This is a genomic window from Pseudoalteromonas sp. (assembly GCF_036960685.1).
Taxonomy (GTDB): domain Bacteria; phylum Pseudomonadota; class Gammaproteobacteria; order Enterobacterales; family Alteromonadaceae; genus Pseudoalteromonas.
The window spans coordinates 204,665-220,371 of the sequence record NZ_JBALXK010000002.1 but is presented as its reverse complement, the minus strand read 5'-3'; the positions used below and the strand labels follow the sequence as shown (position 1 = coordinate 220,371).

Here is a 15,707-nt window from a genome sequence, read left to right as displayed (position 1 = left end):
ATTAGGTGGTTATTCGTAAATTCACACAGCTAGACTACCCAACTGTAAAAGAAATTTATCAACAAGGCATCGACACCGGAAATGCCACATTTCAGCTTACCAGTAAAACGTGGGATGAATGGAATAAATCTATGCATAGTCATTCTCGTCTCGTTGCTGAAGATAATGGTAATGTTTGTGGTTGGGCTGCTTTGTCACCAGTATCTAACCGAGACGTGTATTCAGGCATCGCTGAAGTTAGTGTGTATGTGTCAAAATCAGCGCAAGGAAAAGGGATTGGCAATAAATTATTAGCACAGCTAATCGTTGAGTCTGAAAAAAATAATATATGGACGTTGCAAGCTGCTATTTTTCCGGAAAATTTAGGTAGCATTAAGCTACATCTAAAGAATAATTTTCGCCGACTTGGTATTCGTGAAAAGCTTGGCAAAATGCATGGTACGTGGCGTGATGTTGTCTTGCTTGAAAGGCGTAGTAAAAATATCGGTATTTAATAAGACAATCAAAAAAGCCGTTGTTTAACACAACGGCTTTTTAGTGATTAACGTTTAAACGTTAAGTTACATTACTCGCATGCCTGGCTCTGAACCATCATCTGGGTTGAGTATGTAGATTTCTTTACCGCCAGGGCCTGCTGCTAACACCATGCCTTCTGACATGCCAAAGCGCATTTTACGTGGCTTTAAGTTGGCGACCATCACCGTTAATTTGCCTTCGATGTCTTCTGGCGCGTAGGCTGATTTTATACCGGCAAACACTTGGCGTGTTTCGCCGCCTAAATCAAGAGTAAGTTTTAGTAGCTTGTCAGCACCTTCAACGTGCTCTGCTTTGGCTATTTTCGCTACCCGTAAATCTACTTTGGCAAAATCATCAAATTCGATTTCAGCGGCAATTGGCTCTTTTGCCAGTGGGCTGTTTGGGTCGATTTTGTCTTTTGCTGCTAATAAACTTTCTTTTGATTCTTCAACCATTTTGTTCACTTTATCCATTTCTACACGTTGCATTAACGGTTTAAACTTATTGATAGGGTGGCTTACAAGCGCAGTTTGCACGCCTTGCCAAGATAGACCGTCATTTAAGAAGTCTTCTACATTGGCCGCCATACCTGGTAATACAGGCTTTAAGTAAGTCATTAGTACGCGGAATAAGTTAAGTCCAAGTGAACACACTTGATGCGCTTCTTCTTGTTTTGCTTCGTCTTTAATCAATACCCAAGGTGCGGCGGTATCAATAAATTGGTTGGCTTTATCAGCAAGCGCCATGATCTCGCGAATTGCACGGCTGTAGTCACGGTTTTCATAGTGTTGAGCAACAGTGTCGGTAGCTGCTTGGAATTCAGCTAATAATTGTGGCTCCATTACAGTGTCACTTAATTTACCGTCAAACTTTTTAGTAATAAAACCGGCACAACGGCTGGCGATATTAACCACTTTACCAACTAAGTCTGAATTTACGCGCAGTGCAAAGTCTTCAAGGTTTAAATCAAGATCGGTAATACCACTGTTAAGTTTTGCTGCGTAGTAATAACGTAAAAACTCAGGATCTAGGTTGTCTAAATAAGTGCGCGCTTTAATAAACGTGCCTTTTGATTTAGACATCTTCGCGCCATTGACGGTGACAAAACCGTGGGCGAATACATTAGTTGGTTTTCTGAATTTTGCGCCTTCAAGCATCGCAGGCCAAAATAAGCTGTGGAAATAGATGATGTCTTTACCGATGAAGTGATAAAGCTCAGCGTCTGAACCTTCTTGCCAAAATGCATCAAAGTCAATGCCTTGCTTGTCACACAGGTTTTTAAAGCTGGCCATGTAACCAATTGGCGCATCTAACCATACATAAAAGTATTTACCTGGTGCACCTGGGATTTCAAAACCAAAGTAGGGTGCATCACGGCTGATATCCCACTGCTGTAGGCCATCGGCAAACCATTCATCTAGCTTGTTGGCCATTTCTTGTTGAATAGTACCGGAGTGCAGCCATTCTTTAAGCATGCCTTCAAACGCTGGTAAATCGAAAAAGTAATGCTCAGAATCTTTAAGTATCGGCTCAGCACCCGACATTACAGAGCGAGGGTTGATAAGCTCTGTTGGGCTGTATGTTGCACCACATGCGTCGCAGCTGTCGCCATTTTGGTCTTCAGACTTACAGGTAGGGCATGTACCCGTTACAAAACGATCAGGTAAGAAAATGCCTTTTTCAGGGTCAAATAACTGTGAAATAGTGTGTTTTTTAATATGACCGGCATCGTTTAGGCGATTATAAATAAGCTCGCTTAGTTCTTTATTTTCTTGGCTATGGGTGCTGTGGTAATTATCAAATTTGATATTAAAATCAGCAAAGTCGCGTTGACGTTCAATACTGACATTTTTTACCATTTCTTCCGGCGTGATCCCTTGCTTTTGCGCATTTAACATTATTGGTGTGCCGTGGGCATCGTCGGCGCAAACATAATATGCTTCGTGGCCTTGGAGTTTTTGAAAACGTGACCAAATATCAGTTTGAATATATTCCAATAAATGGCCTAAATGTGTTGGGCCATTGGCATAAGGTAATGCGCTGGTAATGAGGATCTTTCGCTGTGCCATAATCATTCCGAATTGACGGTTCCGGTTAGGGAACGGATGAAAATCATAATATTATCAGCAAACCTAAAGGAAACACCTTAGTGGTTAGCCGATTTTCATTAATTGACTGGTGTTAATGCCCTGAATGTTACATAATTCCGAGGCAATTTTCATCAAAGAAACACTATTTTATTGCTATGTTTGGACTGTCGAAACTATTCTCTTCTAAATCGGTGCAAAAACAACCGATTCTTACTGCTTTAGCAGGGTATCGCAGTGCCGCTTTTGCAGTTGGCATTGATGAAAAATTTATCAATCGTATTGAACCACAAAATGATAACTCATTATTGCTCAATTTAACGCTGCCATTTGCTGCACTGTCTGAAATGCCAAAAGTGGCTGAATTTGTCAGTCAAAAGCTAAAGCAAACTGTGGTGATCAACGCCCATGTTGAGCTGCCTGGTGTATGTAAATTCAAATCTATAAAACATATTGTCTTGATCGCATCTGGTAAAGGCGGGGTTGGTAAATCAACCACAGCTGTAAATTTGGCTGGGGCACTGAGCGCAGAAGGCGGCAAAGTTGGGATTTTAGATGCGGATATTTATGGTCCCTCTATTCCAATGTTACTGGGCTTAACCGGTGCAGCGCCCACGGCACAAGATGATAAACAATTACTGCCCTTTGATGCTAATGGCATTAAAGCACAATCAATCGGGTTTTTAGTGCCCAGTGATGATGCCACTGTATGGCGCGGGCCAATGGCTTCGGGTGCGGTTAATCAGTTACTTAACGAAACTGCATGGGGCGAGCTTGATTACTTGATTGTTGATATGCCGCCAGGGACAGGCGATATTCAATTAACAATGAGCCAAAAGGTGCCTGCCAGTGGCACAGTGATTGTCACCACTCCACAAGATTTAGCTTTGGCAGATGCGCAAAAAGGCATTGCCATGTTTAATAAAGTGAATGTGCCGGTGTTAGGTTTGATTGAAAATATGAGCCACTTTTTATGTTCTCACTGTGGTGAACCTAATCATGTATTTGGTAAAGATGGCGCAATAAAATTAGCTCAGCGTCATGGTGTGCCTGTATTGTCAAAAATTCCACTGGCGATTGATATTCGCGAATACTCAGAGCAAGGCAAATTAATAGCAATGGATAACCAAGCTGCTGTGAGTAAAACTTATGCTGATGCTGCGCGCTTAATTGCCAGTACGCTTTACTATCAACAACCCCATCATGACTCAGTTGAGATTGTGATTACGGATGATTAACTAATGAGATTATCAGATACCCATATTAAAGAATATATTGCCCAGCAACGTATCATTATTGAGCCAAGCCCAACGGATGAGATGATATCTGGAGTAACGGCAGACTTACGCTTAGGCAATAAATTTCGTGTGTTTCAAGATCATACCGCAGCGTATGTTGATTTAAGCGGGCCTAAAGATCAGCTTAATAAAGCGATGGAATCGATAATGAGCGATGAAATCGTGCTAAAAGAGGGCGATGCATTCTTTTTACACCCGGGCGAACTCGCCCTTGCGATGACCTATGAAAAAGTAACATTACCTGCTGATATTGTCGGTTGGCTTGACGGACGCTCGTCATTGGCGCGATTAGGTTTGATGGTGCATGTGACTGCACACCGCATTGATCCCGGTTGGTCGGGTAATATCGTATTAGAGTTTTATAACTCGGGTAAATTGCCGTTGGCGCTGCGTCCAATGATGAAAATTGGCGCAATGAGTTTTGAAACTATGTCAGGCCCTGCTGAAAACCCGTATAACACACGTAAAGATGCTAAATATAAAGATCAGACCAGCGCTGTTGCTAGCCGTATCAGTGACGATAGTAATTAATTAAAAAATACGTTTTTAAAATAAAGGCTTACCCTAGGGTAGGCCTTTTTATTGCTTAAAAACAATATCCTTTCGGTTAATTACTGGCAATTTTACCCAATACTTCCATACTTTAGGTATCTTTTTGAAATGTACGATAGCTAAATTAAATTAAGGCGGAGAATTCAGTGCTTCATTGTGGCTGACTATCACGCATTAGCTGTTTATTTTAACAGCGCTGATGTTTGGATCTTGATGTTAATTAGCTAGATATATTCAAAGCACATGGAGTGACAGTGGTTCTGGTAAGTACAATCGCGCGAGCAGTTTTTATAAACCTTTTGCTAGTACTTTTTAGTATCGTTGTCTCATCGTGTGCGTTTGCTGCAAATAACTCCGCAGTGACAGGCTGGATCGTACCAGCAGATACGTCCTTTGCAACGGCAAAACCGTTGTTACAAAATGCAATAAAAACCAAGACTAAATCAGATTTATCACATGTTCGCATCAAAGCCGCGCAAGACTATTGGTTTATTATTGATTTATCTCAGTACCGAAAGTCGCCGTTAAGTGTTATTTATGCTGACAACGTACACCTATCACATGTTGATTTTTACACCCTAGACGATGATTTTAACCAGTTAGATGCAGTTCATGATGATATTCATCGTTTAATTAATAAGGTGTTACCTCACCAAACGTATAGCGGTGACAGGGCGCATTGGGCCGTGATTTCAGCTCGTCATAATGATGTTGAATGGATCAATATTGGCTTTGCTACGAAACAACAGTTTATTGAGTTGGTAAATACTAAACTGCGAAATTTCATATTGATTATTGGCCTGCTACTGCTGTGTATTTCAATTGCTGGCACTGTTTATATTTTGTCACATCAAACTATATCACTTTATTTACTTGCGTACCTCGGGTGTATATTGAGCGAGTTCTTAATAGCGCAAGGCGCATTAAACTATGTTAGTGATGCGCTTTTACCATTGTGGTATATAAAACTGCAGTTTTCATTTCAGGTGCTGGCACTGGCAGTAATAAACGTATGCTTTATTCATTACTTACAATCACTGACTATTTTAAAACCACGACAATATAAGTTATTTGCGTATGTTAGTTTATTTAGTGTTACGGCAATATTAAGTTGTTTCATGGCGCAATCAGTTCACTTTGTGGTGGTGACTTTGAGCTTAGGCTTTATGTTGGTGCTACTCAGTTATTTGTTTTTTTATTGGCGTAGTAACAGCAAACAAGCAATCCCATATGAGTTTTTAGTTGTGTGGTGCGCTGTTATTTTACAAACACTATGTTGGCAAGCAACCTTAGTTGCAGGCTCACAGCTATACCCATTTAATGATGTATTAATTGTGGTAAATGCGTTGGCGTTTGTGATGGCGCTGCTTATCCACGAACGTAAGCGGGTTAAGCAATACAACTATAGCCTCACTCATGATGATGAAACACAGCTGCCAAATAAACTGTTACTCATAAAGCGCCTTGATAGCCAAGTAAAGCTATCAAGCGCGCATTCTATCTTGCTATTTAGACCCGCCGTATTGTCGAATGCGCGGGCAAACTTTGGTTATGAGCATGTCAATGAGCATATAAAAGTAACCATGAGTAAATTGGCGCAGCAATTAGCACCGATGAATGTGTTGTGCGTTGAAACCAATAAACAAGGACTACGCTGTATTGTTAGGCTTGATGACAGTACCTACGCAGTGGTAATACTTGGCAAGCTAGAGTTAAGCCAAATAGAACAGTTGGTGTGTGTGATCAATAGTGTGTTTGCTGAGGGTATTACTCATAAACGGCTGCATTTAATTGATAAAGTAGAAATTGGCGTGGCAAATTACCCGTTACACGCAAGTACGTCTTCGCAATTGGTCCAACGTGGCTTACAAGCATTAGGTGTAAAACCATTACATGGCGAACGTTGGCATATGTTTAATATTGAAAATGTGACTCTTTCGCAGCGCCGCATCGCCATCGCATCGGCCTTAAAAGAAGCAATTGAATGTGATCAGCTTAGTTTGTTTTTCCAACCGCAAATTGACTTAAATACAGGTAAGGTACACGGCGGTGAAGCGTTATTAAGGTGGGAGCATCCGCAATTGGGGCATGTGCCGCCGGATTTATTTATTCCGATAGCTGAATCATCGGGGATCATTTCTGATCTTACCGAATGGGTCATTACTCAGGCATTGATTTATCAAAAACAGATCACCGCATTATTACCGGAGCATATTGTTTCAATTAATATTTCTGCAAAAGATTTGCTGCGTAAAGATTTACCGGTGTTGTTTATTACATTGTTAGATGAGTTTAAACTCAATGCCAGTAACGTAATGCTAGAGCTGACCGAGTCGGCGACTCTTTTTGAAGGTGTGGATATAAAGAATGCCTTGAATGATTACCGTTTAATTGGTGTTAAAATTGCCATTGATGATTTTGGTACTGGCTATTCATCACTGGCGTATTTGAGTAAAATGGGCTTTGATGAAATAAAAATAGATAAGCAGTTCGTGATGAATATTGAGTATTCAAAGAATGACCAAACTATTTGTCGCGCGACCTGTGATATAGCTAAATCATTGGGTTCTTATGTTGTTGCAGAAGGAATTGAAGACAGCCAAAGTATGGTTAAATTGCAAAGCTACGGGTGTGAAATTGGCCAAGGCTATTATTTTTCACGACCTTTAACGTTTGATGCTTACATGCTATGGCTTGAACAACATCTTGAAACCACACCGCTAGTTACTAGCGATGGGCAAAGAGTAACTGACCTAATCGAGAAAAATAATTATTAAGTGCCATATTGCAGGTTATTAAAGTGTCGTTGTCAGGGTATATTAGGCCTGAGCTATTGATACCTGAGACTAAAAAATGATTAACGATGTGTTCATCGCGAGCAATACACGCTTCAAAGCTACGAGCAGCTAATTCTTCAGGCATACTCATATAATACTGACCATGTTGTTTATCAAATGCGATACATTGCTGTACATATTGATTGGCATTGTCACCGGTAGGTTCTAAAAACACCCCTTGGTAAAATTGATTTAACGCTAAGTTCAGAGGATGGGATGGCTCAATGGAGTGTTCAAGCCACAGTTTGGATGCGAAATGGCTTTTTGAGTGCACAGGAAAAGCATGCCCGGTTATATGATGATCAAAGGCATGAAACCATTCATGTGCCAGCGCGCCACCTCCGGCGTTTTTTGCCAGTGCCAGAGTACGTGTTCTGCTATTATAATGGGCCTGCACATTTTGTTGGCCGCCATGACCAAATGCAAAGTTTAGTTTTCCTCGAAGACCTATCGCGCTGGGCGGTACTTGCAAAATTTGCGCTAAATCGGCCAGCGCATCATAGATTAAATTAGCACTAATAAAGCGCTCTTCTTTAGTAACCCAGTTACCAACCACCATAGTACGAAAGCCAAAGGTGTCGCGAATATCATTAAAATCAACTTGGTCATCAAAGCGATAATCAGGGCCTTGGCGGTAAAATCCACGTTTTAAGCGATTTTTAGCGGTCATTTTGCTTGATAACGCGCTTTAACATGTTCAGGCATAAACTGAGTTTGTTTGTTATTAAGAGCTTCTAACGCTTGATATAAGCCTGCAGGGTTGGCGTGTTCAATTAACGCTAAACTATGCGCTACGGCTTCTAAGGTCGATAAACTATCTTCACGAGGGGCTTTACGAATACGGTAGCGGTTTTGTGGAATGCTGGCAAAACTAACCTTTTTAAAGTTGTTTAGCAAAGGCGTTAATTGCATTATTTTAAATGCTTTTTTCCATGTGCCATCAAGTACAATTAAATGACTCAGCTGCTCGGTGAATGTTTTTGTTGAAGTGCACATTTCATCTAATAACATAGCATCCTCAGCAGGGTAGAGCAGTGCCGTTGATGTAATAGGTAGCTGTTTCAAAATACTGAAATCATTCTGGGTTTCACCAACAATGATTTCACATTGACTAAGACAAAGTGTTAATAGGCGCGCAGTGTTTTTACTCACTTTGATTTCGTTAGGATCCTGTAAAATAATAATTTTAAGTTTATTATCAAGCACGGATAAATCTTCACAAAGGCAAGTTGATAAGCTAAATTTACAATGAGCACACAGCGAACGAGACATAAAATAATCTATTTATTAGTGAATAGTTTCAAAACTCGTTAATTATACGCTGAATGAGACTATTAGTTGGTTTTTTTTCGAGACAACGATAAAGTATAGAATTAACATAAGTTACTGATGTAGTGTTGCATGAGTATAAAAGGATGAAAAATGAACACAATTATCATTGATGAAAGCGCATTGGAAAGTATGGAATCGTTATTAGGAGACCAATTTAGTGATACTTTGGTGTTTTGCTGTGCTGAATTTGAGCGCTTAGGCTCAGAAGTATTAGCAACTATTCATAATGATATTCAAGTTGCCTGCCGTCATGCTCACAGCTTAAAGTCAAACGCTGCGCAATTTGGCGCCAGTAGTTTGTCGGAAGTGGCAAGAGAAATAGAACAAAGTTTAAACAATAATAATACCGCTCAGGCAATCGAGGCATCGCAACAACTTGATAGTCAAGTTGCAGGTTCAAAAGCCAAGTTAACTGATTGGTTGCAAAGCCGTTAGTTATATACCCAAACGTGAATTTATTTCAGTTTTAAGGTCTCAAATACACTAGTATTTGGCCCCTTTACTAGGGTAATCTAGTTGTTCCACTAGTAGAGGTAAAAATGTCAGAAATTAAAAAGAGTCATAAATTACAAGGCGTTTGTTATGACATTCGTGGGCCCGTGTTAGTGCAGGCTCGCAAAATGGAAGATGAAGGCCAAAAAGTTTTAAAATTGAATATTGGTAATCCGGCAGCGTTTGGCTTTGATATGCCAGAAGATATGCACCGCGACATTATTCGTAACCTTTATTCAGCCCAAGGCTACTGTGACTCTAAAGGCCTCTACTCAGCCCGTGTGGCTATTTATCAGCACTACCAACAACGCGGTTTATACAATCTAGACGTTGACAATATTTATATTGGCAATGGCGTCAGCGAATTAATTCAAATGACGACTCAAGCATTACTCAATAATGATGATGAAGTGTTGATCCCTGCACCTGACTACCCCTTATGGACCGCGTCAGTGAAATTGGCAGGCGGTAACCCCGTTCATTATTTATGTGATGAAGAGCAAGATTGGTTCCCTGATATTGCTGATATTCGCAGCAAAATCACTTCAAAAACCAAAGCATTAGTGTTGATCAACCCCAATAATCCGACTGGTGCGGTTTACGATGATGCATTATTACAACAGTTAATTGACGTAGCGCGTGAGCACAAGTTGTTGTTATTAAGCGATGAAATCTACGAAAAGATTTTATACGATGGAACTACTCATAGTTCTATCGGCGCACTGTGTGATGATGTGCCAATCATTACTTTTAACGGTTTAGCAAAAACTTATCGTGCGGCAGGTTTACGCATGGGTTGGATGGTACTCAGTGGCCGCACGTCGGTAATGGACGATTTACGTAAAGGCCTAGATATTTTAGCCTCAATGCGTTTATGCGCTAATGTGCCAGCGCAATACGCGATTCAGCAAGCGCTAGGTGGCGTACAATCAATTGATGGGTTAATTAATCCAGGTGGTCGTTTGTATGAACAACGTGATATTGCCTGGCGTGGTTTAAATGCCATTGAGGGTATTTCGTGTATAAAACCAAAAGGGGCTTTGTACGCTTTTGCCAAAATGGATACTGAACGTTTTAACATCAAAAATGATGAAAAAATGATCCTTGATTTACTCAAAGCAGAAAAAATATTATTAGTACATGGTAGGGCATTTAATTGGCCAAGCCCTGATCACTTTAGACTGGTATTTTTACCAAATAAAGATGATTTATCGACCGCGATGGGCAAGATGCAGCGCTTCTTTAATAATTATCGACAAAGTTAAGCTGTAATACTCACAAACAAAAAAAAGCGAGCTCATAGTTAAATGATAGCTCGCTTTTTTAATTTGTTATCAGACTAGCTAAAAATCAGTAGGCTTTATCAACGCGGACGGTGTTATCAGATAGATACACTAAGCGCACGCTATCACCGGTGTTAAAGGTCATTTGACTGTCTTTGTCTTGCACCACCATAAATTGCTCGCCATTTTCAACTTTGATCATTAATTCAACCAAATGATATTGATTATAATGACTGCCTTGTTGTCTGTTATGTGCAACGCTGCCACCAATTACCGAGCCTAAAATAGTTGCTGCGGTGCGACCACTGCCACCACCAAATTGATTACCAATAACACCACCCAATAAGGCACCGCCAAAGGTTTTCCAGCCACTATTTTTGTCTTGCACTAGTTCTTGCTCAGTAATATTACGCACGGATTGCACGTTGCCAAACAGGACTTGCTGTACGGGCACTGCTTTATTGCGCTCATACGCCGCAAAACTTGGGCTACTGATGAGCAGGGCTGTAGACAGCCCGATTATGAGTTTATTCATCATTTACCTCCTAAGCTGGATTACCAGCCAAAGGTTGATTTTTCTCGGGTTTTACGAATTTCTGTTTCGTCAGCCCATTCGACTAAGCCACTTTTTAAATCCATTAAGCGCATAGTAAATTTATAGTATACGTCGGCTTTATCTTCGTTTGACTTAACGATACTTGATAAGTTGCCATACAGCATATATTGCGCGCCCACTTGCTGACCAAAGGCTACCGCCGTTGAAGGGTCAACTAATGCATCCACATTTTGAAAGTTAAGTTGCTCTCTCACTGCTTCTACACGGCCCATATCAACAAAGCGAAATTTACCGCTGCGTAGTAATTGGGTTGAAATTGAATCAGTGATTGATTCAGTATCAATGTGCTCACTGGTTTTGTTTTTAATACGTTCAACAAATACCACAGGTCGAGTATTAGCAGTCATAGTACCGACGACTGGCGAAGCCAAGAGCGAGTCGGTCATTTGCGTAGCGACTTTTTGTAAGTCGGTTGAACCAAAGTTAATATCTGTTGTTTCAACAGCTTGTGCGTCACCATAGCTGACCACAGCTTTATTAGCACAGCCACTGAGCGCTAATGCGCTTAAGCCAAGTAAAGCAAAACCAGAAAGTGCTTTAAGTGTTGGTTTTTTCGATGTGTTTTCAGTATTCATAGTGGTGTCCTTTATTTTTTAAATTCTTGCGCTTCAGTCGATACTTCGCGAACGGCTAATGAAAATGTCACTGCATCAGATGTTGGTGCAAGGCCAGGTAGCTGCATATTGGCAAAACCAAATAAAGTCAGTGCTTGCCATGGTGAATGATTGCCTTTGATCACAAAACCATCGCCGTCGTACCAAGTAAATTGGTACTGCAAATATTGAGACTTTTTATATTGGCTAGACAGTGTCACCACGACATCGGTTAACTGATTAGTTTGCCGAGTTTTTACATCCGTAATGGCCAATTTTTTACCCAGCTCTGGGTTATCTACTTTTAACTGTTGCTGGTATTGTGCTGAAGCTTGTTCAACACCAATACCTGAGGTGGTTGGTCTACTTGTACAGGCTGCCAGTAGACACACCGCTAATAATGGCACTAAATATTTCATGGTAGCTCCTAAAGTTGCACTACATGGGAATTAAAATAGTTGTTAATAGAGGTTAGATAAATCAAGGTTAACCCTTGCTTACTAACGGTAAAGTTTATGTCGCTATGCTTACCAAGTTTTAACACATGCTCCCCAGAGCTGAGCTGGGTCCGCGCGACACTTATTTGATTCGGCAGTGTTAACCAACTTCGGGTATCTGCTTGCTCGGAGGCTAAGTTGTAAATATTCGCGAGAATATTGCCAACATCGCCGCCACTGCGTGCCAATTCTGCACGCACCTTTTCTTTTGCGACTAAACGCAATATTTGTCGAGAAACCCTTGCTGGTGTTTGCTCTTCAAGGGTTTTTGCCGCTAATGCTTCAAGGCGTACTAAAGGGCTTAGCGGTAAAGCGTGTGCTGCGATGCTAATTTCGTTGATCGCCGGTATAAAGGCGTTATCTTTATAAACGGGCATCGCTAGGCTGTAAAAACGCGCATCGCCGCCAGATGTATAAATCGGCAAACGCAAAACAAATTCATCTTTTTCGGGTACTAAACCTTGTTCAATTAACACCACGACCTCACCGCTGTTAGCCGTATGTTTAGTTGGCTCGCCAAAACGCTGTTTATATTCAGCAAAATCTTGATCAAACCCTTGTCGCTTAGCTAAGTGCATTACATCTTGCTGTAAATAGGTATTTTCAGGATTGATTTCTAGCGCTTTTTTAAAATCAATGTAGGCATCATCGTACTGTTTATTACTTTGATAGAGTAAGCCCGACAGATAAAACGTAAAGGCATTTTGGTAGCCATTTTTTACGTTTTTGATTACATCATCCATGCTGGGATAATGCTTTTGCGCTTCTTTTACACTGGCATCAATGTCATCTTGGTTAGCCGTTAGCGCATCGGTTTGTACTTTATTCGCGCGGCGAACTTCAACCAGCGCACCTTCAACATCATTTTTAAATAAATAACCAAGTGCTTTGTAACTATGCAGCATGCTCATTTCGTAAGGAGCGGGAGTATAAGCGATAACTGAATCATTGGTTAAAAGGGCGTTACTTTGTTCAAGTCCGGCACTGAGTTGTACTTTTGCGGCTTGGCGCTTTATTTCCATTTGCTGATAGACCGCTTCGTATTGCGGTTGCGCGGTATTATCTTGATTACTTAGGTTGTTTAATCGGGCGTGTTCTAATTGATTAAGTAAGTAGTTACTGTGCGATTGCCCATTAGTTGGCAATAGTTGCTGGGCTTGAGCCAAATTATTGCTATTAATTGCTTGGCGTACAGGCGTCATTTGAGTGGCATAATCTGTAAAAAGATCACCAAATCCAATGGTACTGCAGCCACCTAAAATAGCACAAAAGCCAAAAATAACACTACGTTGCACAGGGGACTCCTTTTATCACCGTTAATACAGATTAGCATAATCTAATCTGAGAGCGATGATAAACAATGTAAAAAATCGTAAGCACTCATTTTATATTTACGTACCCAAGTTGAAATAGATCAGTGCTGGATACGGTCTTGCTATTTGTAATATCTATAATTACATAATCAGAGGAATACAATTATGAAGAAATTTACTGGCGCAGCAATGGCGGTTATGGTTGCAGGATTAGTTGGTTGCAACAGCACTGAAGCTGAAATACGCACAGTTACCGCAGCCAATACTGGGGCTGCAACAACGGATTTAGTGCATTGCTATGATGTCAATGTATGTGGTGGTCATAATGACTGTAAAACGGCTGAAAATGCTTGTGCAGGTCATGCATCATGTAAAGGTACTGGCTTTGTCGCTATGCCGACTAAAGCATGTGCAGATATTGGTGGGGCAGTTAAAGATAAGTGGGTTGGCTCTATTGCTAAGGCTGACTTAGTGCATTGTAATGATGTGAACATTTGTGGTGGCCATAACGATTGTAAAACCGCTGAAAATGCGTGTGCAGGTCATGCCTCATGCAAAGGCACTGGTTTTGTATCTATGCCAGCAAAATCATGTGCTGATGTTGGTGGCTCTGTAGATTCATAAAGTCGTGCCCTAGGTGGCTTTGCCACCTAGGATTAAAGAGGATGGCTATGCAAACGCAATTTTTAGGTTTTGGTTTGGGGCTTAGAGCCCCGCATTTTGAGCAAATTATCACGGATAAACCTGCAGTTGATTGGTTTGAGATCATCTCTGAAAATTATTTTGTTGGCGGCGGGAAGCCGTGGCATTATTTAAATAAAATACGTGCTGATTACCCCGTTGTTATGCATGGTGTATCTATGTCTATCGGCAGTACTGGGGCACTTAATTTAGAGTACTTAAAAACACTTAAACGTACTATCGCCCGGATTGAACCGCAATGGGTGTCCGATCACTTATGCTTTAGTCAAGTGGGCGATATTAATAGCCATGATTTACTACCGATGCCATACACCGATGAAGCGCTTGAACATTTAGCATCGCGTATTCATCAAGTGCAAGAATTCCTTTCCCGAGAGATGATTTTTGAAAATGTCTCAAGTTACCTTACTTATAAAGACTCACAAATGAGTGAATGGGATTTTTTAGCGGCATTGCACAATAAAACCGGTTGCCGATTTTTGATGGACGTAAATAATGTTTATGTGAGTGCCCGCAACCATCAGTTTGATGCGATGACCTACTTAAACGCTATCCCTAAGAAGGCGATCGCACAAATTCACCTTGCAGGGCATCAAGACTTCGGTAGTCATATTATTGATACTCATGATGAAGATGTGCCACCGGCAGTGTGGGAATTGTACGCAAATTATGCCAAACAGCTTGGCCCAGTTAGTACGATGATTGAACGCGATGATAATATTGGTTCATTGCAAGATTTAATGACTGAGCTTGAACGTGCGCGTCAGCTAGTCGCGCCTATCTGGCAGCTAGGAGAAAATAATGAGTGATCTAGCTACCTTACAACAGCAATTTATGGCTTTACTGCAAGGGCAAAATAACGAGTTGGCGAACCATATTGCCTCTCATGGGCAATTAGCAACAAGCCAACGTTTAGCTATTTATCAAAATGCTTATAAGCTTCGACTACGTGCTGCAATTGAACAAGATCATGCTCAATTAGGTATTTATTTAGGTGATGAATTGTTTGATAAAATGGTCGCTGAGTATCTCGTACAATATCCATCAAATTATACGTCATTACGCTTTTTTGCTGACGATTTACCGCATTACTTACGCAATAACTCACCGTTTAGCGAGCATCCTATTTTAGCCGATATAGCCCAATTTGAAAGGCTGTTACTCACTGCATTTGATGCGCAAGAGCACCCGTTACTCACTGTTGATGAACTCGAAAGCCTAACGGTTGAGCAATGGTCATCTTTGCGATTGGCTTTACACCCAAGTGTGCAGCTGACGCACTTTAACAGCCGTGCGGTAGAATCGTGGCAAGCAATTAAAGATAAGCAATTACCACCAGAGCCTAATAGTGATAGCACGCGATACTGGGTAGTTGCTCGTGATTGTGAACGACGTACCCAGTTTATTAATGTTGATTTACTCGAATATCGATTACTGACATTACTCAGACAACAGGTAAATTTTGTGCAATTATGTCAATCCTGTATAACTGATATACCCAGTGAGCAAATTACTGGTTTTCTTATCAATTTGATAAATCAATGGCTCGAACGGGGTTGGCTGGTGTCAGCGACAAAATAACTAAGGAA

General features: G+C 40.9%; 16 protein-coding genes. 9 read left to right on the top strand and 7 right to left on the bottom strand.

What is annotated here, in order from left to right:
• Positions 1-5: 5 nt before the first annotated feature.
• Positions 6-494, top strand: a complete 489-nt coding sequence (locus tag V7783_RS03160) for a GNAT family N-acetyltransferase (RefSeq protein WP_335677502.1) — start codon at positions 6-8, stop codon at positions 492-494.
• A gap of 66 nt (positions 495-560) precedes the next feature.
• On the opposite strand, the gene metG is transcribed toward V7783_RS03160, so the two are convergent.
• Positions 561-2,585, bottom strand: a complete 2,025-nt coding sequence (gene metG / locus V7783_RS03155) for a methionine--tRNA ligase (protein ID WP_335677501.1) — start codon at positions 2,583-2,585, stop codon at positions 561-563.
• A gap of 176 nt (positions 2,586-2,761) precedes the next feature.
• Here metG and apbC point away from each other — a divergent pair, with 176 nt between their 5' ends.
• From apbC to V7783_RS03140, 3 genes are all read left to right on the top strand, one after another.
• Positions 2,762-3,841, top strand: coding sequence for an iron-sulfur cluster carrier protein ApbC (apbC, locus tag V7783_RS03150; protein WP_335677500.1), 1,080 nt, complete (start codon positions 2,762-2,764; stop codon positions 3,839-3,841).
• Between the two features lie 3 nt (positions 3,842-3,844).
• The gene (gene dcd / locus V7783_RS03145) at positions 3,845-4,432 is read left to right on the top strand and encodes a dCTP deaminase (protein WP_145233702.1); all 588 of its coding nucleotides are present in this window, start codon (positions 3,845-3,847) and stop codon (positions 4,430-4,432) included.
• A gap of 275 nt (positions 4,433-4,707) precedes the next feature.
• The gene (locus V7783_RS03140; protein ID WP_335677499.1) at positions 4,708-7,230 is read left to right on the top strand and encodes a putative bifunctional diguanylate cyclase/phosphodiesterase; all 2,523 of its coding nucleotides are present in this window, start codon (positions 4,708-4,710) and stop codon (positions 7,228-7,230) included.
• On the opposite strand, the gene V7783_RS03135 is transcribed toward V7783_RS03140, so the two are convergent.
• Together V7783_RS03135 and V7783_RS03130 are read right to left on the bottom strand one after the other, a co-directional pair.
• Complete coding sequence (locus tag V7783_RS03135; RefSeq protein WP_335677498.1) at positions 7,181-7,960, bottom strand: CLCA_X family protein; 780 nt, start codon at positions 7,958-7,960, stop codon at positions 7,181-7,183. The two genes, V7783_RS03140 and V7783_RS03135, sit on opposite strands and share 50 nt — an antisense overlap.
• Positions 7,957-8,562: a tRNA-uridine aminocarboxypropyltransferase gene (locus tag V7783_RS03130; RefSeq protein ID WP_335677497.1), complete on the bottom strand. Its 606-nt coding sequence runs from the start codon at positions 8,560-8,562 to the stop codon at positions 7,957-7,959. Before V7783_RS03130 ends, V7783_RS03135 begins: the two co-directional genes overlap by 4 nt.
• A 150-nt stretch (positions 8,563-8,712) precedes the next feature.
• Here V7783_RS03130 and V7783_RS03125 point away from each other — a divergent pair, with 150 nt between their 5' ends.
• Both V7783_RS03125 and V7783_RS03120 read left to right on the top strand, forming a co-directional pair.
• On the top strand, positions 8,713-9,057 hold the full coding sequence (locus tag V7783_RS03125; RefSeq protein WP_335677496.1) for an Hpt domain-containing protein: 345 nt from the start codon (positions 8,713-8,715) through the stop codon (positions 9,055-9,057).
• Positions 9,058-9,161: 104 nt separating this feature from the next.
• Positions 9,162-10,379, top strand: a complete 1,218-nt coding sequence (locus V7783_RS03120) for a pyridoxal phosphate-dependent aminotransferase (protein WP_335677495.1) — start codon at positions 9,162-9,164, stop codon at positions 10,377-10,379.
• A gap of 85 nt (positions 10,380-10,464) precedes the next feature.
• Here V7783_RS03120 and V7783_RS03115 read toward each other — a convergent pair whose 3' ends face one another.
• Genes V7783_RS03115 through V7783_RS03100 form a run of 4 tightly spaced genes read right to left on the bottom strand, consistent with a single transcriptional unit; the run spans position 10,465 to position 13,398 of the window.
• Positions 10,465-10,932: a glycine zipper 2TM domain-containing protein gene (locus V7783_RS03115; protein WP_335677590.1), complete on the bottom strand. Its 468-nt coding sequence runs from the start codon at positions 10,930-10,932 to the stop codon at positions 10,465-10,467.
• A 20-nt stretch (positions 10,933-10,952) separates the two neighbouring features.
• Complete coding sequence (gene lpoB / locus V7783_RS03110; protein WP_335677494.1) at positions 10,953-11,588, bottom strand: penicillin-binding protein activator LpoB; 636 nt, start codon at positions 11,586-11,588, stop codon at positions 10,953-10,955.
• A gap of 11 nt (positions 11,589-11,599) precedes the next feature.
• On the bottom strand, positions 11,600-12,025 hold the full coding sequence (locus tag V7783_RS03105; RefSeq protein ID WP_335677493.1) for a YcfL family protein: 426 nt from the start codon (positions 12,023-12,025) through the stop codon (positions 11,600-11,602).
• An 8-nt stretch (positions 12,026-12,033) separates the two neighbouring features.
• Positions 12,034-13,398 carry a COG3014 family protein gene (locus tag V7783_RS03100; RefSeq protein ID WP_335677492.1) on the bottom strand — a complete coding sequence of 455 codons (1,365 nt, stop codon included), beginning with the start codon at positions 13,396-13,398 and terminating at the stop codon, positions 12,034-12,036.
• A gap of 183 nt (positions 13,399-13,581) precedes the next feature.
• Between V7783_RS03100 and bufA2 the strand changes: the two genes are divergently transcribed.
• From bufA2 to V7783_RS03085, 3 genes are read left to right on the top strand one after another with little or no spacing between them, the layout of a single operon-like run.
• The gene (gene bufA2 / locus V7783_RS03095; protein ID WP_335677491.1) at positions 13,582-14,040 is read left to right on the top strand and encodes a BufA2 family periplasmic bufferin-type metallophore; all 459 of its coding nucleotides are present in this window, start codon (positions 13,582-13,584) and stop codon (positions 14,038-14,040) included.
• Between the two features lie 47 nt (positions 14,041-14,087).
• Entirely contained in the window at positions 14,088-14,927 is an 840-nt protein-coding gene (bufB, locus tag V7783_RS03090) for an MNIO family bufferin maturase (protein WP_335677490.1), read from the top strand.
• Positions 14,920-15,699: a DNA-binding domain-containing protein gene (locus V7783_RS03085; protein WP_335677489.1), complete on the top strand. Its 780-nt coding sequence runs from the start codon at positions 14,920-14,922 to the stop codon at positions 15,697-15,699. The genes bufB and V7783_RS03085 overlap by 8 nt, the downstream gene beginning before the upstream one ends.
• Positions 15,700-15,707 lie beyond the last annotated feature (8 nt).

Bases quoted from the DNA above. Each gene is read 5' to 3' on its own strand.
- metG (WP_335677501.1), bottom strand. From the start codon at position 2,585: ATGGCACAGCGAAAGATCCTCATTACCAGCGCATTACCTTATGCCAAT.
- V7783_RS03085 (WP_335677489.1), top strand. From the start codon at position 14,920: ATGAGTGATCTAGCTACCTTACAACAGCAATTTATGGCTTTACTGCAA.
- apbC (WP_335677500.1), top strand. From the start codon at position 2,762: ATGTTTGGACTGTCGAAACTATTCTCTTCTAAATCGGTGCAAAAACAA.
- bufA2 (WP_335677491.1), top strand. From the start codon at position 13,582: ATGAAGAAATTTACTGGCGCAGCAATGGCGGTTATGGTTGCAGGATTA.
- V7783_RS03115 (WP_335677590.1), bottom strand. From the start codon at position 10,932: ATGAATAAACTCATAATCGGGCTGTCTACAGCCCTGCTCATCAGTAGC.
- lpoB (WP_335677494.1), bottom strand. From the start codon at position 11,588: ATGAATACTGAAAACACATCGAAAAAACCAACACTTAAAGCACTTTCT.
- V7783_RS03130 (WP_335677497.1), bottom strand. From the start codon at position 8,562: ATGTCTCGTTCGCTGTGTGCTCATTGTAAATTTAGCTTATCAACTTGC.
- dcd (WP_145233702.1), top strand. From the start codon at position 3,845: ATGAGATTATCAGATACCCATATTAAAGAATATATTGCCCAGCAACGT.
- V7783_RS03125 (WP_335677496.1), top strand. From the start codon at position 8,713: ATGAACACAATTATCATTGATGAAAGCGCATTGGAAAGTATGGAATCG.
- V7783_RS03120 (WP_335677495.1), top strand. From the start codon at position 9,162: ATGTCAGAAATTAAAAAGAGTCATAAATTACAAGGCGTTTGTTATGAC.
- V7783_RS03135 (WP_335677498.1), bottom strand. From the start codon at position 7,960: ATGACCGCTAAAAATCGCTTAAAACGTGGATTTTACCGCCAAGGCCCT.
- V7783_RS03105 (WP_335677493.1), bottom strand. From the start codon at position 12,025: ATGAAATATTTAGTGCCATTATTAGCGGTGTGTCTACTGGCAGCCTGT.
- bufB (WP_335677490.1), top strand. From the start codon at position 14,088: ATGCAAACGCAATTTTTAGGTTTTGGTTTGGGGCTTAGAGCCCCGCAT.